The organism is Dyadobacter alkalitolerans DSM 23607 (genome assembly GCF_000428845.1).
Lineage (GTDB): Bacteria > Bacteroidota > Bacteroidia > Cytophagales > Spirosomataceae > Dyadobacter > Dyadobacter alkalitolerans.
Genome location: NZ_AUAS01000004.1, coordinates 491,143 through 512,338, shown reverse-complemented (window position 1 = coordinate 512,338; position 21,196 = coordinate 491,143). Strand labels below are relative to the sequence as shown.

General features: G+C 46.4%; 16 protein-coding genes and 1 other RNA gene. 1 reads left to right on the top strand and 16 read right to left on the bottom strand.

Going from position 1 to position 21,196, the window contains the following annotated elements; genetic code table 11:
- Positions 1-6: 6 nt before the first annotated feature.
- The 13 genes from G395_RS0110770 to G395_RS29155 form a co-directional block, all read right to left on the bottom strand.
- Positions 7-3,804: a hypothetical protein gene (locus G395_RS0110770; RefSeq protein ID WP_157486657.1), complete on the bottom strand. Its 3,798-nt coding sequence runs from the start codon at positions 3,802-3,804 to the stop codon at positions 7-9.
- On the bottom strand, positions 3,731-6,109 hold the full coding sequence (locus G395_RS0110765; protein WP_026630053.1) for a hypothetical protein: 2,379 nt from the start codon (positions 6,107-6,109) through the stop codon (positions 3,731-3,733). Before G395_RS0110765 ends, G395_RS0110770 begins: the two co-directional genes overlap by 74 nt.
- The gene (locus G395_RS0110760) at positions 6,106-7,800 is read right to left on the bottom strand and encodes a hypothetical protein (RefSeq protein ID WP_157486655.1); all 1,695 of its coding nucleotides are present in this window, start codon (positions 7,798-7,800) and stop codon (positions 6,106-6,108) included. The genes G395_RS0110765 and G395_RS0110760 overlap by 4 nt, the downstream gene beginning before the upstream one ends.
- Positions 7,801-7,916: 116 nt before the next feature.
- Positions 7,917-8,171 (bottom strand): hypothetical protein, encoded by a 255-nt coding sequence (locus G395_RS0110755; protein WP_026630051.1) that lies wholly within the window; start codon positions 8,169-8,171, stop codon positions 7,917-7,919.
- Position 8,172: 1 nt separating this feature from the next.
- Positions 8,173-12,696: a tape measure protein gene (locus G395_RS0110750; RefSeq protein ID WP_026630050.1), complete on the bottom strand. Its 4,524-nt coding sequence runs from the start codon at positions 12,694-12,696 to the stop codon at positions 8,173-8,175.
- Between the two features lie 88 nt (positions 12,697-12,784).
- Positions 12,785-13,501 (bottom strand): hypothetical protein, encoded by a 717-nt coding sequence (locus tag G395_RS0110745; RefSeq protein WP_026630049.1) that lies wholly within the window; start codon positions 13,499-13,501, stop codon positions 12,785-12,787.
- The gene (locus G395_RS0110740) at positions 13,501-13,926 is read right to left on the bottom strand and encodes a hypothetical protein (RefSeq protein WP_211237764.1); all 426 of its coding nucleotides are present in this window, start codon (positions 13,924-13,926) and stop codon (positions 13,501-13,503) included. The genes G395_RS0110745 and G395_RS0110740 overlap by 1 nt, the downstream gene beginning before the upstream one ends.
- A gap of 101 nt (positions 13,927-14,027) precedes the next feature.
- Positions 14,028-14,510, bottom strand: a complete 483-nt coding sequence (locus G395_RS0110735) for a hypothetical protein (protein ID WP_026630047.1) — start codon at positions 14,508-14,510, stop codon at positions 14,028-14,030.
- A gap of 206 nt (positions 14,511-14,716) precedes the next feature.
- Positions 14,717-15,721, bottom strand: coding sequence for a hypothetical protein (locus G395_RS0110730; protein WP_026630046.1), 1,005 nt, complete (start codon positions 15,719-15,721; stop codon positions 14,717-14,719).
- On the bottom strand, positions 15,718-16,053 hold the full coding sequence (locus G395_RS0110725; protein WP_026630045.1) for a hypothetical protein: 336 nt from the start codon (positions 16,051-16,053) through the stop codon (positions 15,718-15,720). Before G395_RS0110725 ends, G395_RS0110730 begins: the two co-directional genes overlap by 4 nt.
- A 3-nt stretch (positions 16,054-16,056) precedes the next feature.
- The gene (locus G395_RS32045; protein ID WP_157486651.1) at positions 16,057-16,254 is read right to left on the bottom strand and encodes a hypothetical protein; all 198 of its coding nucleotides are present in this window, start codon (positions 16,252-16,254) and stop codon (positions 16,057-16,059) included.
- 1 nt (position 16,255) lies between these two features.
- Entirely contained in the window at positions 16,256-17,617 is a 1,362-nt protein-coding gene (locus G395_RS0110715) for a PBSX family phage terminase large subunit (RefSeq protein WP_026630044.1), read from the bottom strand.
- Positions 17,601-18,068 carry a DNA-packaging protein gene (locus G395_RS29155; protein WP_035360914.1) on the bottom strand — a complete coding sequence of 156 codons (468 nt, stop codon included), beginning with the start codon at positions 18,066-18,068 and terminating at the stop codon, positions 17,601-17,603. Before G395_RS29155 ends, G395_RS0110715 begins: the two co-directional genes overlap by 17 nt.
- A 415-nt stretch (positions 18,069-18,483) precedes the next feature.
- Here G395_RS29155 and G395_RS31095 point away from each other — a divergent pair, with 415 nt between their 5' ends.
- On the top strand, positions 18,484-18,909 hold the full coding sequence (locus G395_RS31095; protein WP_051350108.1) for a helix-turn-helix domain-containing protein: 426 nt from the start codon (positions 18,484-18,486) through the stop codon (positions 18,907-18,909).
- On the opposite strand, the gene G395_RS0110700 is transcribed toward G395_RS31095, so the two are convergent.
- From G395_RS0110700 to ssrA, 3 genes are all read right to left on the bottom strand, one after another.
- Positions 18,902-19,177 (bottom strand): ArsR/SmtB family transcription factor, encoded by a 276-nt coding sequence (locus G395_RS0110700; protein ID WP_026630043.1) that lies wholly within the window; start codon positions 19,175-19,177, stop codon positions 18,902-18,904. The two genes, G395_RS31095 and G395_RS0110700, sit on opposite strands and share 8 nt — an antisense overlap.
- Before the next feature lie 38 nt (positions 19,178-19,215).
- On the bottom strand, positions 19,216-20,364 hold the full coding sequence (locus G395_RS0110695; protein WP_169720024.1) for a site-specific integrase: 1,149 nt from the start codon (positions 20,362-20,364) through the stop codon (positions 19,216-19,218).
- 187 nt (positions 20,365-20,551) lie between these two features.
- Positions 20,552-20,923: a transfer-messenger RNA gene (ssrA, locus tag G395_RS31650) on the bottom strand.
- Positions 20,924-21,196 lie beyond the last annotated feature (273 nt).

The window sequence follows — 21,196 nt, the reverse complement described above, 5'->3', positions numbered from 1 at the left end:
GTTAGATCATTTACCGAATTGAACCCAATCCGTCGCTACGCCCCTCATTACCGGCTTAGATGAGCTGATCTCAAACTGTCCATTTACAGTGGAAGAGATCGATATATCTGTGTCAAGCGAAATAGATCCGGTAACGCCAGGTATTTGCGCTGCTTTATCAAGTATGCCTGACACAAGGATACGGCCCATTTTACCAACAGGAATCGGTTCTAATGCCACACCAATGAATTTCGATGCAGGATCGGCGGTTGTAATTAATCGCATATTGGTCCGGTCTGTATTATAGCCTACTGCATTCCACCTTGGTATACCAGTTGTCCCGGTATTTGTCAAAATCAAGATTCTGTCTTGAAATTCGGGATAGTACTCACCCTGTGCCGAGTTATATTCTGATGCGGTAGCAGACGACCCTAGCGCCGCATTAATTGTCGCAAGAATATTAGCATTTGTTTCAGACGAGAGATTCGTATTGAAGACAACATTTATCGGTGCTCCATTATCAATGGTTATAGTCAACGTTTTGCTGACTGTGCTGCAATCTCCAAGTCTTCTGCCGAGCGTATTATTAACAGTTACATTCTGTGCTAATCCGACCAGTATGCCAGAAATATCCCAGTGTCCGTAACTATACCCCTGCAATCCAACCCCGCCATCGATCTCATGCACGCGGCCAAAGATGGCCGGAACAGCAGTGCCGGAAACCCTGACCTTACTTCCAGCTGAAACCGAGTTACTTCGAATTCGGAGTGCGCGTCCGCGAGTCGCATCCCGGTACCCAACCATGGAAGATCCGGAGGCGAATATCTTATAGTCCGCATGGTTTGCGTACTGATTTTGTGGAATCTGAGAAATCCAAGGGGTGTCATCTTGCCTAATAAAGCCGGGGGTGATTGAACACCCATAGAGATTGACTAGATCGTTCTGACCACTGCCAAGCGACTGAACGACTATCACAGCATTGAAATTCTTGCGAGCCATTGCAGAATTTCGCAGTGTGTTGACATTTGGCTTGTTAAAGTTCAAATTACTGTGAACATAATAGGCCTCAACACCCTGAGAATAGAAAGATGTGTTATCGTAATTCTCAATCAAGCCAGATGCAGCTCCATAACCCCAAGGTCTAGCAGAAGCCCATACATTACTTACCAGTAGGCCGGATCCGCTGTTTGCGGTCCTCCAATCTATCATCCCCTGGTTGCCATAATGTTCCAAATGGCAGTTCACCACGTTATGAACGGCATCAGGATTTGCACCAGACTCTTCACTATGAACTGCATACCGCATATTTTTTGCGGTAATCTTTAAATTGACAAGGCTTGCGGTTTTAACCAGCCAGAGCGTAGACGTTTCACGGTGTCCATCTCCGGTGCTATCAGGCAGCTCACCTTTAAGCCAACAAGCATTTTTATCTGTCCCTCGCCACGTAACGAACGGCTTACTTCTCCATTCAACTTCGGTGTAAATGCCTGGGTAAATGGTTACGTCATACTGCTTGATCGGACTGCTGTCAGTAATGGCATCGTTTGCCAATTTGGGACTAAGATAGTCGCCTGTACCATCCGGTTTCACAGTCTTGGTTACCACTGTGATGGCCGTGGAGCTGTTCTCCAATGCACCTACTCGCCCGGCCAGCGTTGAAACTTTTCCATTCAGCCAGCTACGATCCTTCGCTATCGGATATGTATTCTCTGTTGGAAAGCCGAGTGGTGATGCATGAGAATATGTAACGTCCTGAATTTCAAAAAATGAAGTTGATGCTACGAGTGATATTGATGATAAAGAGATTTGAAGCGAAGGCGCCAAGATTGCATCATTAGCATCAGGCGTATATGTGAACCTGATTTGTAATACAGTGGGCGATAATTTTGTAATGCTCGTTCCGGTGATCGATGCGGTAAAATTCCAGGCACCTGACCGGAAAGCGGCCATGCTAACAGTAAAATTCTTTGTTGGGTAAAAATCCGCGCTCGTAGCGACCTTGAATGCAAATGAAACAGGTACACCAACAATATCATTCCAATTCGAGAATTCACTGATCGGTATTTGTGCCCTGATGTATGAGGTATGCCCGCTACTTCCTGACGGAATGGTAATCCTTTTAGTATTAGCCCCGGTCGCACCATTAAGAGCTTCACCTGAATAGGATGTCGGAATCGCAGTAAGATTTACGGATTTCGTCGCTATCGTGGTGTTGGCAGTGACGATACTTGTATTTATTGACTTTAATCGGTCAGTGATAACGTTGGTTTCTGTGGCGGGATTAACCACTTGCCAATACATACTTTGGACCGACACGACCCAAGGTGAGCCACTCGAATTCGAGACACTCATTCCAAGTATTTGAAGATATGGCTGCAAGAGGTCATCACCAGACTGAATGGTATATTCAAATTGATACCGGCGCGTGGTTGCATCTATGACATAGGTGCTGCTAGCATTTACTCCAACATTTGTTACAAAGCTGCCAGACCTACGAACAGAGAGAAAACAGCCAGCCTTGGTATTAGTAAGCCCGGCAACACTCTCTTTTACAACTACGAAAAACCTAATTCTAGCCCCAATCACCATTGCTGGATGATTTGAAAAAAGCATAGATTTCCGCAGGTTAGAAGCGAATCCGGTCTGACCTATCGGAATTGTAATCGTACCAGCCGAGCCGTCCACTACACCTCCGTTTTGTGCGAGCGTTTCCAGCGGTTCGGCAATGAGGTCAGAGATCGCCAATTGGTTTTCTACCGCTGCAATCTTTCCGTCTGTGGCGGAAATCAGCTGATTTGTAGCTGTTATACTGGTTGCATTGGTTTGAATAGCTCCCTCTACTGCGATAAGCTTCTCAGAAATTGGTGTCAGTTCATTTCCAGTCGCCTTAACATTGGCAACAATGGAACTCCAAGTCCAGGTTTGTGTAGACCCGGATGAATTAGTGGCGCTGGTAGCCATTTGCATCAGAGGTCTAAGTATCTCATCCCCCGATTGAATAGTATAATCCAGATCAAGCTGGATTTGTGTACTTGAAATCCGGCTCATTGAACCAATCAAACCAGTCTGAACAATACTTCCATTGCGCGTTACATTCAAAGAGAATCTTGGCTTCAAGGAAGTTGAAATGCCTGCTGTGTTTTCAGTAACAACGGAGCTGAAATGAATAGTTGAACCTACTTTCCAAAGTGGCCTTGATGAAATTGGGATTGGTTTCTGGATATAGGTGCCAAATCCGGAAGAACCGTTGGGGACACTAATGCTGCTTGCAGTCAAATCGATTGTAGCTCCTGCCGCAGCTTCCCCACCGCTTGAAATATTTAGCTTTTCAACTAACCGTGTATCTGTCTGGGCCTGAATAGCCTTTTGAAGTGCCATGTCGGACGGAGGTATATAAGCCCATTTCGTTCCCCGGACAATGATTTTTGACCCGACAACCATGTCGATTGCAGTGCCGGTAATTGATTGGGCACCCGCTTTAACAACATCAAAATGAGAGCCGTCTGCAAATGCTGGTGTTGTGCCTGGTGTGCTTTCTGATCCTGTGGCGGTTACTTTCGCTACGCCAGTGCTGGCATCATACTCGCCGATATTCTCGGCCAGAGATAAGGTTGTATAAATCGAATCAATAGCATCTGCGGAAGCACTGAACACAGACCGCAGCTTTGCGGCAGTAATAGCCTTCGAGTTATTCGTAGGTAAGTCTTGATTTATTCTTTGCCTAAATTTCGCAGTTCCGACCTGAGCAACGCTAAGATGCGAGATCAGAACCGAAATCGTTAGAAAACTCACCGAAAGCAGGTTTTTCAATCGTTTCGCAGTCATAAATTAATGTGTGATGTTGAGTTGATTCGCACTGATAGGTAATCTCTGGGGCTGCTGAGCAAGCACCTGAAAGGCTAATCTGGATAATCCAGTTTTCGCCTGTCTGCATTTTCAGGTAGTCCGATAGTCTGACACGTTGACCTTTCGGAAGAAACGCGACTAGATAAGGAGATCCGGCATGATAAATGGTTAGGTTTACGTTCTCGAATGTCTCAGCTATAAGCTGGTAAGCGGCAGTGTTAAGAAGCTGCCAATCCTCTATTTCTCGTACAATTTCAGAACTGCGTAACCACAGCTGCAACCTGCCTTTAATGCCCTCGCCGATAACTTTACAGAACCCACCATAAGCCCCTGATTGATAGTAATTTGACCTATACCGTGAAAAGTTGTTTTTCTCTTTCGAAAGTTCAGTTATCTCACAGGTTGCCTGACGAAGATCCTTACCACTAACAAGCATATTCTCGGTGTATTCACCGGCGTTATAATAGGCTTTGTCTCCAATGCGCAGGTGCTCATGTTTCAGGAAGCTGGCAAGTGTTACATGCATTGGCAAATGCCCCGCAGTTGTGACAAGCTTGCTGACATATACCAGTTTAGTCGTCGTCCTTCGGTATCCACCCATGAACTTGACGACCCGCTCTTCTTCTGATTGCTGCTTTGGAGGATTTATGTAAACTGGCATGCGTAAACGTTGGGTCAGTCCATTTTCGTAATATTCAAAGCCGAAAGCATCGCCATAGTCAGCCACTTCAATAAGCTCACCAACGGCCTTGCTTTTGACCTGCACATGATTGCCAAGTGAAATTAACGTAGGGATTTCAGTCTGCTTGTTGACGATGCCGAGTTGATAGGCTCCGCTTTCGATATCGCAATTGAACTCGGCTTCAAACACCAGCTGTGAAGATCTGGCCAACTTAGGACCTTCGGTGATTGTCACATCTGCAATATTGTTTTCATTGTAAAGAAACCCTTTGATGGCATAAGCATTGGGCTTTACACCAGTTTCGGTTTCAACGGTGAAGCTCACAGAGTCAAAACCAAAGTGAGCGGCGATGTCAAGAGCTGTGTCGTTGTCATCGGCTGTGTATTGCTGATCACCAAAATAGAAGATATTGCCTGACCTGACATCTGACCCAATGATGATTCGCCACCGTCTTACTGCGTAAGTGTTGATGTGCTGATATCCGGATAGGTTAATTGATGGAGTGTTTTTGTTTTCTATCACCTGAATTCCTGCCAAAAAACTAACCTGTGGTATAACACCGGTGGCAACCGTGTAAAAACTACCTGCATCTGTATTGAAGAAATCCTCAATGTCGTCGGTCGAGTCGCCGACCTTAACTGTGTAGCTTTTTGTCGTTTTGCCAGTTGCTGATACCTGTACGACATTTCCCGGCTGCGGTGTGCCATTCACTCGGATGTGATAATTATCATTTCCAGCGAGCACGCCGTCGAAAACCGCCTGAACTGTCAGTTTGTTGGTGTTAGATATGGTCCGGGTTCCAGCTTCCGCATAAGCCTCTACGGGCTGATCTTCCGGTACATTGTAGCGAGTTCCAGCAATGAGCTGCTTTAAAACCTTATCAGGCGTATCGCCCGCAACAGCAACGTAAGTGACGTTGTCGAGCGTGAACTGATTTCCTTCTAAGATGCTCGCGCCAATCTTAACCAAATAACTGTCCTGGGCAGGGTAATTAAAAGCTCCTTGATCGATCCGATCAATAACCGGGTTATTGCTATTTGAGATGGAGGTATTACCCAATCCGACGATCAAGCCCTCGTCTGACAATTGGAAAACGCCTTGTTTTTCCCAAATCCTGACACGCATCTTGCTGCCATCAACATCACAAAGAACCTTTGTATATGGAAATGATTCATAAAACTCTTTGAGGGCCTGCATGTATTCGGCTTTGGAAGTCTGCTGACCTTTGAAAGTCCCGATCACGATCTGACTGTTCGCTCGCTGTAAAGCGAACTGCTTCCAATTGTCAGCCGATGGCAAAGACCCCACCCAAATGCTCAGATCGACATACTTCTCGGATTCCTGGGGACGAATGATTCCAATTGTGTGACGAATGGCATTGATTTCAGGGACGTCCCCACAATCTGGGATATAAGTCGGTTTTACAAGGACGAGCGCAAGGTTTCGAACGTCAATCCCCTGTACAATGGATTTGGGAGCGAGCCAACGCCATACATCCCCCTTCTGAGCTTGCAGAGAATCGTGAAATTCTTTTGCAGCATAATAACTTTTATCGGTGCCGTCCGCTTTCTCAAAGCAGATCACATGTTCGTATATGTTCATTGTAACTCGATTGCTTTGATTGATACTTTGCCGGTGGAAAACCTGTAACTGTCATCGATGATCAGCGCCGCCTTCTCCGTTCCGTCATGATCTAAGTATTCGACAACCTCGCCTATGTCAGAGTATTGTCGCATGCTCATTCCGGTCTCGATGATCACGCTACGGTCTGAAAAGATTTGATTCTCACCAGGCGAAACATCGGCGCTTTCTACAATGCCATCAATTCGCGCGGCTGTATTGCCAGTGCCGGAGGTGAAAGAGGCCTTGCCATTCACACCGAGCATGTTCATCCATCTGGTTAAAATGTTGCGCGGGGAAAGCCCGCCATTAATTGCATTTTCTGGGTTGATGACATTTTCGACCGATCCGGTTCGGGCAACGTAAATGGATCCTGCTCTGTCAGCCTCGATCACAAACAGCTTTTCATCTTGGCTCGTGTCGGCCTTCTCTGAATTTGGATTGCGTCGGAGCACTTCCATCGTTTTACCGGAAGCGGATATGTTGCTGGCCATAATCGAAAGCGTTGCCTTCATTTTCACCTGGCTGGTTTGATACGTGCGCTGAGTGCAAAATTCATCGCGCCCCGCGGCTGTTCCAGACTGCCAGTCACTATAACCCACCTGATAAGATGAGAAATAATAGGGCGATGCTGAATGTTCCAGCGTTTCAAAGTCCGTGATCCGAGACCGGCCCACCTTGCCGATCATATCTGCTTTGCTTTCAATATAGAGCACATTGCCACGCTTCCAACATGCTAGGTTATCCAGCATATTGATATCATCAAAGAACGATTTGAACGACAGTTGAATGTCTGACCGGTAGCCTCGCAGGTTCATTTCACTTGTCAAGGTGCGAGACGCGCCAACGCCTTTCGAGAGATAAATACTCGACAGCGTCACGGATCCTGCTGTTAGTTTTTCGAGTAGACCTTCGATGGCCTGTTTAAACGTCAGCCCCCAAATCAGCGAAGAATCAGAATCCGAGTTCTCAAATATTGTCAGGAAACTTTCAGCATTGTAAGTCACATTCAGACCGTTACTGCCTGACACAACCAGACGCAAATATGCACCTTGCGGAATCTCGATGCGTTCGGAAATAAAGGAGGTTTGCTGAAAGCCGGACGCCGAAAGGATCGAAATAACGCGGCTATCTTTCGTGACGCCGTCTTGTGTCACCTCTGCGATCAGCCGCACGTTGCCGCCCCCATTCCATACGCCAATCACTTTGCCTTCCAAGTTCAGGATAGCCTTTCGATCTGTGCTATTGCGATAAATCGGCTCGATTGCTCCCAGCGTGGATGCGGATAAGCCATTTCCCTCACCTGATTTCGAAGTTGCAAAAGGGACTGAGTGTGTTGATCCGTCAATCCTTGCCGGACGAGACAACCCTTCACCAACTGCATATTCAATGCCCGCCGATATAGTTTGCTCTGGTAGCCTGATTTGTATTTTCGGATCAATGGCGACTGTCATCGATGACAGTGCGTCCAGCTCGGTATCCTCATCTCGAAAACTTACATTGAAGTAACGGCCATTATCTTTCCAGATACCGAAATCAATCTCCGCACTATAAATCGCTTCGCCACCTTCTTTCACCTCAAATGTCGCGGAAGCGTTAACGCCATATTTTTTCCAAAGCGATTTCAGGATGTAGCGAGCTTCGCCATCAAAGCCTACTTCACCAATTCCCATCACCTTTGCAGTGCGATGGCGCCAAATACCAAAGTAGCCCGGGTGTCTGACCCGTGTCCAATATACGCCCGACCATCCGACCGGCTCGTTTATCTGTGTACCATTGAGATAAAACATCAGTCAGCCAGTTTATAATATTCGGTCGTACGCCTGCGATAATTCTTCAACTCGCTTTGCAGCTTGCGGGCATTGTGATTGATGTTAATCCGGGTTTGAGCGGTTTCGCTCTCCTTATTGATCAGCATGGTCAGGCAGGTGATGATCTTGTCAAGCTCGACAATATCAAACACTGCCACCGGTGTAACGGTCTTGATCTTACGTTCTTTCTTTGCGGATTTGGTTGCAGGCTTTTTCGGCGTGATAGAGGACATATTATTGTTTAAAAAGTGTGTCGTAGTAAGTGGCTTTATGGCTTTCCCATTGCTCGGAGATGCTCACCGCATTTCCGTCGATATTGACTTGGAGCAGTGATTTATTGGCAAACGTGTTGTTAAGCTGATCGAGCTTTCGCTCAACCCGATCCATAGAAATCACATTTTGATTACTCACAGAGAATTCAGGAAGCACCATTTGCGGAATTTGAGCAACCGACGTATCTGGCATGCGGTCCATGAAGTTTGCGTACTGCAGATATCCATGCACGAGCTGCTCGTTGGAAACGTTGGCACCTAAATGCTGATTGAGATACAAAGGCATAAGACGCTCCCCCTCATGAGTCCTCATGTAAATTTCGTCAAGACCGTATTTTGCATCAGGATCCCATTTTGCACGAGTTAGCCACGGATCACCATTGAATCCAGGCCGTGGGCCGTTTGTGCGCCCGTCATCATCCGGATCATTGCCACGAGGCGTGTTTGGTCGTGGCGTAGTCCCGCCGCTGCCATCGCCACGAGATGGATTTTCGTATCCATACGGGTTTCCGATACCACCCATCTCGCCAATTGCAGCTTCTAAATCTCCAATGGCCTCGTTAATCTTGCCTCTATTGAAAATATTGCGTTTGGATTTGAGCAGAGCAATTTCAACTCGGAGCTGGGCAATGGCCATTTGCCGCTCAGCCTCAAACATCTGCCCTTGCGTATGTTTTACATAATCTGCATACTCCTTTTGCGCCGCTTGCTTGTCAGCTGATACCTGTTGTTCTAGTTTTAGGATCTGATCTTTCAGGACCTGGATTTGATCTTTCGTCGCACCTTCAAGCTCTAAGATCTTATCTTTCTCCTGGGCCTTTTGCTCCTGAATGGCAAGGGAAGTTTCTTTGTCCTTATTGCCTCTGGCATCCGAGTATTCCGCATGCTTCTGGGTAATCAGTTCGTTAAAGGCATTTGTAATCCGGGCTATTTCTTCGGAGGATACGTTTCTGCGCTGAGCTTCTGCAATTTCACGTTGCTTCGCCGCTTCAAGCATGGCAACTTCTCTTGCTTCGCCCTGTGCCATTAATTGCGCCCTGAACACATCATCCTCTTGCAAGCGCAATTGCTTGTCGGACGAGCTCTGTTCCATTAAGCTCTTTTCCTTTGCAAACCGCTCTTCCAACGCGGCTATTTCCGCATTTTTGGTTTCCCGGAATTTTTCAAGCTCCTGATCCCAGAGCTCAAATTTCTTTTGTAGTAATTCTTGCGCTTGCTGCAATTCAAGGTTCCACTGATAAAGGCGACGTTCGTTCATCCTGATAATGGATTCCTGTTCGTTCTGTTCACGCAAAGCGAGCTGCTCTTTCCAATGCGTACCCATATCAGAAAACATCTTCACAAGGCTTCCGATGGTTGCGCCGATATCTCCATTCAGGGCGCTTGTTATAGCAGAGAACCCTGCACTAGTTTCTTCAAAACCATCCTTCAACTCTTTCATATACTCCGCGTTCTCGCCGCGCAAGTATTCAAAATCGTTTTGAGCACGAAGGATTTGCCGCTGGGTTTCCATAGCATTCTTCAAGGCCTCTGTGGTTTGCTCGTAGGTCAGCGTAGTATCTGCCAGGATAGCATCCATGGCCTCTTCGTTCGCTTCTTTTAGTCCGTCATAAGCTGCAATAGCATTTTCATACGCACTATCAATTTGCTCTAACCCTTTATTTATTGCGTTGTAATATGCTTCAAAGCCCATCTGCGCAAGTTTAACCAGTTCGGCAAACCAGTTCGCATTCATTTCAGATAGATTCGCCTGAAAGCCTTCATATTGTTTGGTAGCCTCTGCTAGATCTTCTTCATTTACAAGAAAATCTGCAAGGCTGCTTTCATATTCCTCGCTATTGCCGCCGTACAATTCGAGCATCTTAGCCATGTGGTCCGCCCGCTGCTTGCGGATTTCCTTATAGCCTTCGATTTCCTGCTCCTTAACTTTAATCCAGTATCGGGTGATTGCGCCCTCCCTGGTTTCCCAAAACTTCTTATTTTCTCCCGCCTCCATTGCGCCCTGCTTAGCCATTTCCTCGTAAGCGCGCTTGGTAATATCAACAAGACGATCGTGCGTTTTAATAGCTTTATCAATATCCTCCAACCTCTGTTTTTCTTGCAAGGCCGCAACGTACCCGTCCAAATTTTCAATCTCCTCAGCCTCTTTCTCTTTGATTGCTATATACTTATCAGAAGCAGCCTGAGCCGCTTTCAAATCTTTCATATCGTAGTCAATACGACTCTCGATTTCCTTGCGCATTATTTCTTCACGCTTGGCTGCATATTGTAATGTCAGTGAGGTGAGTCGATTGTGAAGATCGGTCTGGCTAGTGATGGTGCGACGAGCTATCTCCTTCTGCAATTCTTCCTCTTTCTCCAAAACCTTCATTTTTTGCATGTAGGTTTGCTCGACAGATTTCAGCTCTTTCAGATCATTCTCCAATGATAATTCCAGCGTGGACTTTTTCTTAGCGACTTTACTATCCTCGAATTTGTGGATCTGAGTGCTGGTTTTGCCCGCTAGTTCCTGGACCTTCTTTTCGTGATCTGCTTGGGCTGCTTCGTACTCCTTCGAACCTTTCTTCATTTGAGCGGAGACTGCTGTCCATCTTGTATTCTCAGCAGCAACGGCATTTTGTTGCTCCTTTTTACTGAGCGTTTCACGGCGTTGAGATGCTGCTAAAATCTCCCTATCAACTTCTTTCAGGCCCTTGGAAACAGCATCGGCCGATTTAAGGATGCTGCCGTTCATGGCGTTATCCCATACGTTTTTCAGCAAGCTGCCTTGCCCTTCAAGCTGTTTAAGGAATGATGTGCCGCCCTTGCGAAGCGCCTCCATCAACTTCTCGCTATCGCCGTTGATTTGCTTGTAAAGTTCAGGAGAGCGCATTTTGATACGCTCCATCAATTCAAACTCTTCTTTCAAAAGTTCGGAGCGCTTTTCTTCCAGTTTGCTGATGTTATACGCCTGCCTGGCTAGATCGATCCGTTCCTTGTAGGAGTTATTTACCTGACCAAGGATCTTATTCAGTGTTGCATTGTTAGTCCCTTCGGCAGACAGACCTCTGAAATATTCAGGGTAATTGCTGATCAGGCTTTCCATTGCGATCCGACGCTTATCGGTACCTTCCTTCAAAGCCATCACGGCCAGAACTGAATCGTTGAATAGTTGCTTTTGGTTTTTAAGTTTGATCTCTTCCTCTCCCAATGCACTTATTACTTCGGTCTGAGCTGCTCCCCACATTTGGTATACACCGATAGCGGCAGTGATCACAGTGATTAATGCACCCCATGGATTTGCCTTCATCACAGTCCACAAGCCGGATAAAGACGCCCGCAACCCGGTTGTAGCAGTTGACATTGTAACCGTGGCCAAAGTCGATGCTTCCTTTGCCGCCAGATCTTGGAGTGTAGCAACCTGGTTTGCTTTTAGTGCGGCAGAAGTAGATAGAACAGCAGCGCGATACGCTACCCACATGGTCAGTGCGGCACTAAAATACTTTGTCAGTCTTTCGATTGCCGAAGCGCTGCCGATGGTTGCATCTATCAGATCTCCGAGCATTCCAATGCCCTTCTTGATGCCATTCTCAAAGAAGTCGCCAACTTTGGCTTTTGCCAATGTATACTTATCGGCAAGGTTGGCCACTTTACCACCAAGCTGCTCGGCTTGAACGGCCATCTGTCCATAGTACAAGCCGCCTTTTTGAGTGGACTGCATTAATGCCTTTTCTACATCTGCAAAAGCTATCTTATGATCATGAGCAAGTTTGACTACCTCTTCACGTGGCTTTTGCATCGATTTCGCCAACAAATCAAACAGAGGAATACCATTTTCCGTGAACTGCTTTATTTCTTGCCCCATCAGGATGCCCTTGTTCTGGACATCCGTCATAGCCTTTGCAATGAGAGGAAGCTTCTGAGTGCCGACGACCGAAGCGATATCACCCAGCATGTTTACGTACGGAATGAGCTTGTTGGTCTCAACTCCCATACCTTGCAACTTCTTGGTTACTTCCTGAATCTGATCAATGGTGAAAGGAGATTTTTGAGCGATCTCCATCAGCTTTGCATTCAGCTCTTCCGCTTTTAATCTGGAACCTAGCATCTGTTCCATGGAAGCGACAAAGCCATCTTGTGCAGATTTGGCCGCGATCACCTCCATGACGTAGGTCTTCAACTGATTAACAGCCCATGCGCCGGCTGCGAGTTGAGCCAGTCCGGAAAGCGTCTTGGAAAGTAGGTCGTACTCCTTGCGAAGAGCGCCCATCATATCAGACTGCTGTTTTACACCCTGAGAAGTGGTAGTATTTGCTTTGGTTTGTGCAGATGACAACTGCTCGATCTGCTCACGTTGCCTTTGTATAGCCAGAGCTGTCGAAGTGGTATTCTGCTGGGTAAGTTCGTTCTGGGTTTGTTGAAGTTGAATCAGCCGTTCGAGCTGCTTATTGACATCAGGAATGTTTGAGGTTGCCTCAATTATCCACCTTGTTCGTTTGTCTGCCATTCCGCGTTAGAATGATTGCGTTCTGGCCGTTGGCGATTCTTTTCATTGTTTTCTTTGATCTTCTGGTTTTGCTCGACGTGATACGACATCAGTTTGTGGAAGTCGTATGCAGGTAGTCTAAGGAATCGTTCACATTTGCCCACATCTCCGTTTGCGAGTTCAAGGAGTCTCTTAGTTCGTTGCTTATCCTTGAAAACTCGCCACTCTTGGACCGAGTGAATATCTGGTTCTGCAATATTTCCGACAGAGCCAGGTCCCTGATAGCATTCTGCAAAGAGCTGTCCAAGTACTTGGGCAAAGCGTTCCAAACGTTCTTTGCCCATCTCTGAAAAAAACCGGTAAGCTCCGGCCGGGTTTGAAAGTCCAGTACTTTCTTTCTGTTTCGAATCGGGTCATTGATCTCTGGATCCTCATCCTCGGCCAGGAACCAGATTGCAGATATTTCCCAAATGCGTTCGACTGATGCACCCAGCATAAGGCGCTGTTGTGTCGTTTGAGCCCTGAACCTGGCCTGTGTAATCAGGTTCAAGCATTCACGCGGTTCAGTGTTGACAACCATTAGCGCCTCGGCAAGTGTTTCCTCAATGAAAGTCATCGCTGTTTGCAGGTCCTCTTTTCTGGCAACAAAACGGTTGTGTTCATCCAGAAAGTCAGAGAAGGCGTAAAGCCTGGACTGCGTGAATTTCTCACCTGAATTGGAGAAAACATAGTACTTGGTACCGTTGACTTCCATGTGGGAATTGTCAGACATTAAGGCTGGTTCGACGTAACCGCGTTCGAGGGCGAATGATAGTTGTGGGTGCATTAATCCAAATCGGTTAAACCTTCCAAGATCATGAGATCCTCACGATCTAAGGTCGGCAGTGTGTATGAATAGGAAATACGGAATGCGTTGTATTCGGGATTGTGCCCGAACTTCTCCTGATTGATTCCCCAATGGGAGTAAAGGATCCGTTCTGTATTGTTGTCGAAGTCCGTAGCTGAAATGTTGTACGATTCAAGCTGTTCGAACACAGACATAGCCAGTAGCCCGGCTGTTTTTGGAACGCCTACGCCCAGCCAGCTGCATTCGACGGTGTAAACCGGAACATTAATGCCGAATTCGACCTTCTGCTTCCGGATCCTGTCAACCAGGTGACACATCTGTAAATCGTACTGATCTTCACGGACAATAAATGAGTTGCCCTGATCATGCATGTACCGGATGGAATCAGCAGTATTCCAAACCAATTTGCCTAGGCCGTTGAGTTGATGGCGCCAAACGGATTCACCGCACTTCGTTGGAAGTAGGTCCGCAAATGTTTCGTTCAATAAGTTTATGTGATGATTTATCATACTTTATCAATCAGTTTCTCAATGCGTGACATGGCATCTTCCATGATATCATCTTCCTCCTGTTCGGATGGGACGAAGATCTCAGCTCCATAATATTCTTCAAGCCAGCCTGCTTTTTCATCGGACTCGTCCGACAGGAAGCCGACGCCTACCGCATGCTTTGATCGTTCGGTCAAGTTGTAGTCGAGCAGCATCTTGCCGGTCATGTTTAGGTCAACACGTGCAGTCTGGCGCCCTGCTTCTTTCCGGACGCCTGCATATCGCTTCGAATATGCACCGGACCGGCTGGCTGACTTCGTGTCAAGTGTACCGCCGAGAGCGTCCTTGCCTTCTCGCTTGATACGGTGTGAAACTACGACCACCACATCGGCCCCGGCTCTGAGCAGCTCCCTTTCGAGATCTTCCTCGATCAGCTGACCAATATTTTGAAGGGAGATTGCGACTCCCAGTACTTCGCTGCTGTCTGATTTCGAGATCATGGATTGTCAGATCGGTTATCAATTGTTGTAAATCAATTTCTGGCGGCTCTTCAAGTCTTTTGATTTCAGATTCTAACAGCTCGAATACATTCAATCTGATGTTAACTTTTGAATCTTGAAACTCATTAAGGTGCTCGCAATACAGAAAATAAGTTGCTGGATCGAACGCAAATACAAAAGCGATGTGGTCGATGTCTTCAATATCTCTAAACATAGTCGCCAACGAAATAGCCCTGCTGATCATCTGGCCGCGAGATCAGAGCAAGCTTCTCCTGTTCAACCTGACCATAGATCTGGCGGCATGCACCGGCCATCTCCTTTTTCAGATCAGCTTTCAAATCTTCCAGGTTCTGCTTTTCAGCATCTCGGTTTACCATTGTCCAACGGCTGGCCCGCTTTGATTTCAATCCGCGATCAATGATGCCGATTGCACACATGATCGCGTAAGTCCTGCGAAGCCTGTCAGCAAACTGAGCGATTACCTGGTCAATGGAAAGCCTGATCTCATATTCGAGAGCGACATAGCAATCATCCATGTCATTCAGGTTTGAAAGGATCGGAGCATCCGGGGTTGTGAGATTGTACAGGTAAGCGCCCGCGTAGCTGCACGGGTTCGACCAGTTGAAAGACCGCAGCTCTGTATTCTCGTCTACAACCACACCAATGAAGATCGAACGGTTTCCCGTTTTGCTGCAATCGACAGTGACATTTACTGGCATGTGCACCTGGTTAGCAACAACGACTAGAATGTCTGCTCCGATCTGAACGCCCTTGTCAACATCAAAGATCTTAATTGTCACACTTTCGGGAGTTTGACCCGGTGCATGGTCCACATAGAGATTACGGATGAACAAGGACTGATACCGGCTTTTCGGCATAGTGATCATCACGCCAATGATACGTTCCTCTGTGAAGAAGATCGATTCAGGATCATTGATCAGATCAGGCAGTTCAGAACTTTCAACCACTTCACGGAAGTTGGCACGCTTAGCCATTTCGGAAAGCAGGTCAGATTTCAGACAGTCATACGCCTCATCCTTTACTTCCTGCCAGATGGTTGCAAGGCCAGTCGGATCACTCACTGACTTTTCTTCCGATTCGGCAATGGCTTCGATCAGCTCAGCATTGACGTTGGGCATGCGGTTGACATACATCCGGTTCGGTCCAGTGTCAACGGGTGAAAGTCCTACGATAGATTCAAGTGCGTTCATGCTGCTTGTTTAAGTTGGATTTCCGATACAAACAATTGCTGCCTTGTGTGATTGCGAAGCGTTACGAAAATGCCTACCCATGTTTTCGGCCTCGATACGGTGATCCGCTTTGATTTGCCATTGGCCACACCGAAGAATTCGAATTTTGCAATCCATGGGAACGGTGACTTTTGCAAGGGCGGGCGTGAGCTGGCCGTAACAATGCAAGTATTGCCGCGCATGCTCTTGTGCTGGAAAGCCCAAACACCATGGCTGATGCTGGTAATCTCGTACCCGAAATAATGGAACAGCTTCATTACCTGGTCCAAGTCAACTGATAGTGTGTGCTTCATTGCTTATTTGACTTTGTGCGTTTTGAGTGCCATTTGAAATTGCTCACTGTCTTTGCCGTACGGGTCAAGCCCATAATCCCGGAAGGTTGAAGCGAACTGGCTTTCCAATTCCTGCTGTTGCCTGGTAAGGTCAACGAGCTGCTTCAATGGCTTCGCTTGCTGCCTTTGCATTTTCCTGCGTTCTCGTCGTGCTGCTGACATATTAGTATGCGTTGTTTTTAGCGTTGTTATCCTCGACCTGGAATTCCTTAGGAACGGCGATGTTCTTCTTCACGTCAAGCCAGATGTCAAAACAGAACACCCAGACAAAGTATCTCAGGGTATCAAGTAAGTGGCCAACGTCATTATCATCACAGAACTTCTTATCTAAATCGCCTTCTGCATCACAGGGAACTGAAACGATGTCAGCCCAAAGCTGGGTGCAGCTCTCATCGATGGCGAAGTTTGCTCCCAGCTCCTTTGTGATGGCGTTGGTAACAAACCGGCTTTTCTTTCTGCGCGGGTTACTGTTCAGCTTGTTGTAGGTTAGGAACTCACAACCGTGCTTTTTCAGATAACCGTATACAATCTTGAAGGCCTCTGCATTCCCTTTGGTCAAAGCGCTCTTGCTATTGCCAGAGCTGTCACCACTGAACGAGATCTCACGTTCACCATAATCCTCGGCGATGATTCGGCAGATCGCTTCCAGATCCGTATCCTCCGTTCCACCCATCCGTATTTCGCGAAGGCACTGAACATGCCAGCCGTCTTCCTCATCTTCCCACTTCTGCCAGATCGAAACCGAGTTCTTTACATTGAAGTCAAAGGATAGGATAATGCCCTCATCTTCGTTGTCAATGACTTTTACCGCATTAAGATTGCGGCGCAAGTGCATCAGGTACGGATTCTTGGCGCGGATAACACCCCATTCGCCCCAACGGTAAATGCGGTACTCATCCTCATCGATTTCTTTCAATGCTTCAAGCTCAGCGTAATCATCAGCGGTTGCAAAGCGGTTGTCATCGATGGTGAACACATGATGTTCAGCGCGATTTGCGTAATGCGGCGTATCGAACAAGATCTCTTTGATCCAGTGATTTTCGCTGACCGGGTTAAAGATGAAAATGAACTGAATGCCGGTGACACCGCGGAAACGGCGAACGAGCTCTTTGAAATCCTCGACTGTGAATGCATCCGCTTCTTCAAGTATCACGCGCTTGATGCCGACAATGGATTTAAGCTTGTCCGGCTCATCGAGTCCAGACATTACGATCCGGTTTCCACCGATCCGGCAAACCATTTCCCTTTTGTCTCCCGAATAGTAGAAATCAAAAAGGTGAAAGATGCCCAGCTGCTTGGAAACCATTTTAAGGTTTTCATAAACCGAATTCCTCAGCGTGGATCCGTGCTTTCGAAAAACGATCGCGTTTTCATTTCCCTGCAAAAGCCAAAGAACAAGATGCTGGTAATTAGACCAGCTTTTGGAAGAGTTGCTACCTCCCCGCAAAATCACAAACCGCGCTACTGCTGCACTTAAAACCCAGTAAGCCCGGTTAAAAAACCTGCGATCAATCCTCAGTTTCATCCGGTCCGTCAGTGTATTCAACTGTCACATCAGCATTGATGGACATATCTTTCTTATCAATCAAGCCGAGATCACGGGCAATGATGTTCGGATTCAAAAAGCCCGATGCAGCACCAGTGAACTTCTGTTCGTAAATGGTTTCTTTAATGCGCGTGATGATGCGAGAAAAACCTTGCTGATCGTCCTTTAACCGATCTTCAAACTGACGGAAGTATTGTGTATTACAATCCAGATAGCGGCAAAGCCCCTGCATTGTGAACGGCCTCATCTTTGGGATATGAACTTCATCTGCATCCTTACCACGGAAGTCAACCTCCATAAGCGGATTATCTTCACACCATTCAAAGTATTCACATGCAGCTTCCCACATCATGTCAGGTGATTCAAACAAAGTATCCCTTCCATGCTTACTTCTTAGAGTCCAGAAGCTATTTCCTTGTGCAGCGCTCATTTGGATTCAAACAGTCTACAAGTGTGTGTATTCTTTACAAAAAAATGTCCGATGCCACATTTGCTGCGGTGCATCGGAGGTAAATTATCTTTTGCGGGAAGCTGGACAGATTCTATGTGCAGGCAATTCTGACAAATTGAAGCTGATTGATTAATACGATAATCCTGATCAGCCTGCACCTCCTTGAAATTAAAGGCCATGGGAAAGTGAGTGTATAGAGTTGGGTTATACTATGCGAGCCGGCTTCCTGGTTGATCATCTCCATTTCACCGGCTCTTTTCCGAGTTGTTCCTTGCGTGTGTGCTATGTAGTTCAAAGATATAAAAACTGAATCCATTTTTTGGGATTCAATCGCAAAATAATTTTAAGTTGACAGTTGTCAGAATAGATTTTAACTTTCAAGAAACTACAACCTATGGATACTTTGCTCCTTATTGTCGGACAGCAGATTAAAGATGCGAGAACAAAACTTGGTATGAGTCAACAAGAGCTGGCTCAAAAATGCGGTATTGAGGAAGCTGTCATTTCAGACATTGAGAATGGAAAACGAGACATCAGTTTGCTAACACTTCAAAAAGTGACATCTGCCGTTGATATGGAAATTCGGCTGAACTTAGAGGAAATGTTTCCTGACCCCGAGGAATGGAAAAAATATGAGGGGAAGTTTAACGGCATTAAAGCTTGGATCGTGCTCGAAAACTCTATGGTTTATAAAGTGATCCTGAACCATCACTTTGGAGCTAAAACCGTTCAAAACTTTGATGGGACACCCTGGGAGGGAGATATTGATAAAATTAAGGAGTGGCAGCACTACTACCCGGAACTTAGATACTTCAATTAAAAAGAGTGACAAGCTTTTTGCCAAAGTCTGTGAGGGAGTAATAAACAAAGTAGCTTTCACGTCTGGATGTCAATATTCCATTCGAGTGCATATCCTTTAAGTATTCCGTGACCTTATTAGCCTTAATACCTGTTACACCTGCCAGTTCATCGGCGCTCGCTTCTTTGAGCTTGTGAATCTGCGTGGCTATTGATAATTTTCTCGGGTTCGAATACACCGAGGAAATGATCCGGCTTTTGTCTTCTTCTGTCAGTACAGGTTTGTCCATTTTAATAACGCTGAGTAAAATCAGTATTTTGTCAGATTTTAGGCGACTTCAATTTTATCTTTCCATTCCCTGACGATCCTTCTTTCTTTGATCCGGCCGTAGTGCTTGACTTGCCGCGTCGTTGTATGCCCGAGCATCTTTGCCACCACTTCATCCGACAAACCATAGTCGTTCAAGCACACATCTGTAAAAGTTTTCCGGGCCATTTTATTGGTCATGTTCTTTGTGATACCTACGCGTTCGGCAATCAACTTTAGGTAATCATTTGACTTTTGTCCCGATATCCTGGGGAGATTATTCAAACCTCCGTACTTGTCAATGATTGCAAGAGCGTCGTTACTCAATGGAAACACTGCCTCCACATTGGTTTTTATCCTGCGGACCTTCATGAACTCCACTCCCTCAAAAGTATACCGCGCCTCCTGCCGAACATCTCGATAGTCTCCAATATGCAGACCCGTATAACACATGAAGAGAAAAGAATCGACCACACGTTGAAGCCTCGGACTCCATTCATATTCTTTAATCTGTTCCAACTCGTGCGGGTCCAGGGCTGTGGTATCTAATTCCTTTTTCCATTCCAGTGTATACCCTGAAAATGGATTCCGTTCAAACAGACCCTCCCTTATCCCATACCTGAATAAACCAATGCAGGCCTGTACAATCTTGTTACAATAGTCGTTATGGAAATCCCGACTCTTCAACCATAGCCAGAACCCGGCCACGTGGCGCCTTTCAATAGATCCGACTACCATATCAACTTTCAGGTAATCGGCCAGGTAGGCAAAGCATCTTTTATACCGGTTCAAGGTGGTTTTCGCCCTTCCCTTTAAGACAAGCTCATTGTGATAGTTTGCCGCCATCTTCGAATAGTAGAAAGTGATTTCTGTTTTACCTAAGTAAATGTCTTTCACTTCCAGGGCTGACAAATGAACTCCCCTTGACCTGGCTGAAAGATAAATCTCTTCCAGTTCTGATTTGATGATGTCGAGCCTGCGGTTTATGTCCACCGCACTGTTGGCAGCGCCCTTGACTCGCTGTAACTTACTATCCCACTTTTTTGGATCAACCGACAGGCCGACGGCAAATTCACTTGTTTTGATTTTATTGACAGTAATACGGCAATTGACAGGGCATGTCCCTGCCTGATTAAGCCTTGCCCTTCGGATTACAAACCGGCTGCGCATTCTAATTAGTTGGTTTCTGAGAAAGGTGAACATGAGTAGTAAATTTGGTAAGAACCGAAAAAGACTACCATGTTCTTTAGGCTACCATTTTGCCACCCTTTTGTTTCTAAATTTATAACGGTTACAAATTGCCTTTAAAAGAAATAGGCAGGGTATTAACCTGCCTATGGCCTCAATTTAAATGTGTTTGTGGAGATGCGGGGAGTCGAACCCCGGTCCAGAACAGGGAAACCCTGCGCCTTCTACATGCTTATCCGTGATTAGGTTGTCGGGCCAGACAAGGTGCACGGCGGACCCGCGTCATGGCCTTAGATACTGGTGTCTCGTTGAATTTCCGTATCACTATTTCAACCAGCGCTGATTTGCGACACCCCGGAGCCCAACCATCAGCACGTAGGTTGGAGGAATGATGGCATTAGCTAAATCCTCCGGATTAGGCTGCCATGGCGTAAGTAGATTCGCCAGTTATTGTTTGAGACCATTATTTACGGGAGGTAATCTCAACTCCCGACATGCTTACACACAGACTTCCAACCCGCTGTCAATTCCAGTCACCCCCATAATTTAGTTGGCTTTGGACTTTACAATAGCAGCAAAATACCGCCAGGTTAAAGCTTAATTGCAAATCAAATTACAACATTTCAAATCAAAAAGTTCACACTAGAAAACACTTTTTTCAAACAACCCCACTAACAAACTGATCTGTAACCAATTAAAAAAACAAGATCACCCCATTCTCTCATTCACTCATTCAATCATTCACTCATTCAGCGCAGCGGCGCCCGATCATTCAGCGCAGGGGCGCGCGCTCATTCAGCGCAGGGGCGCCCGC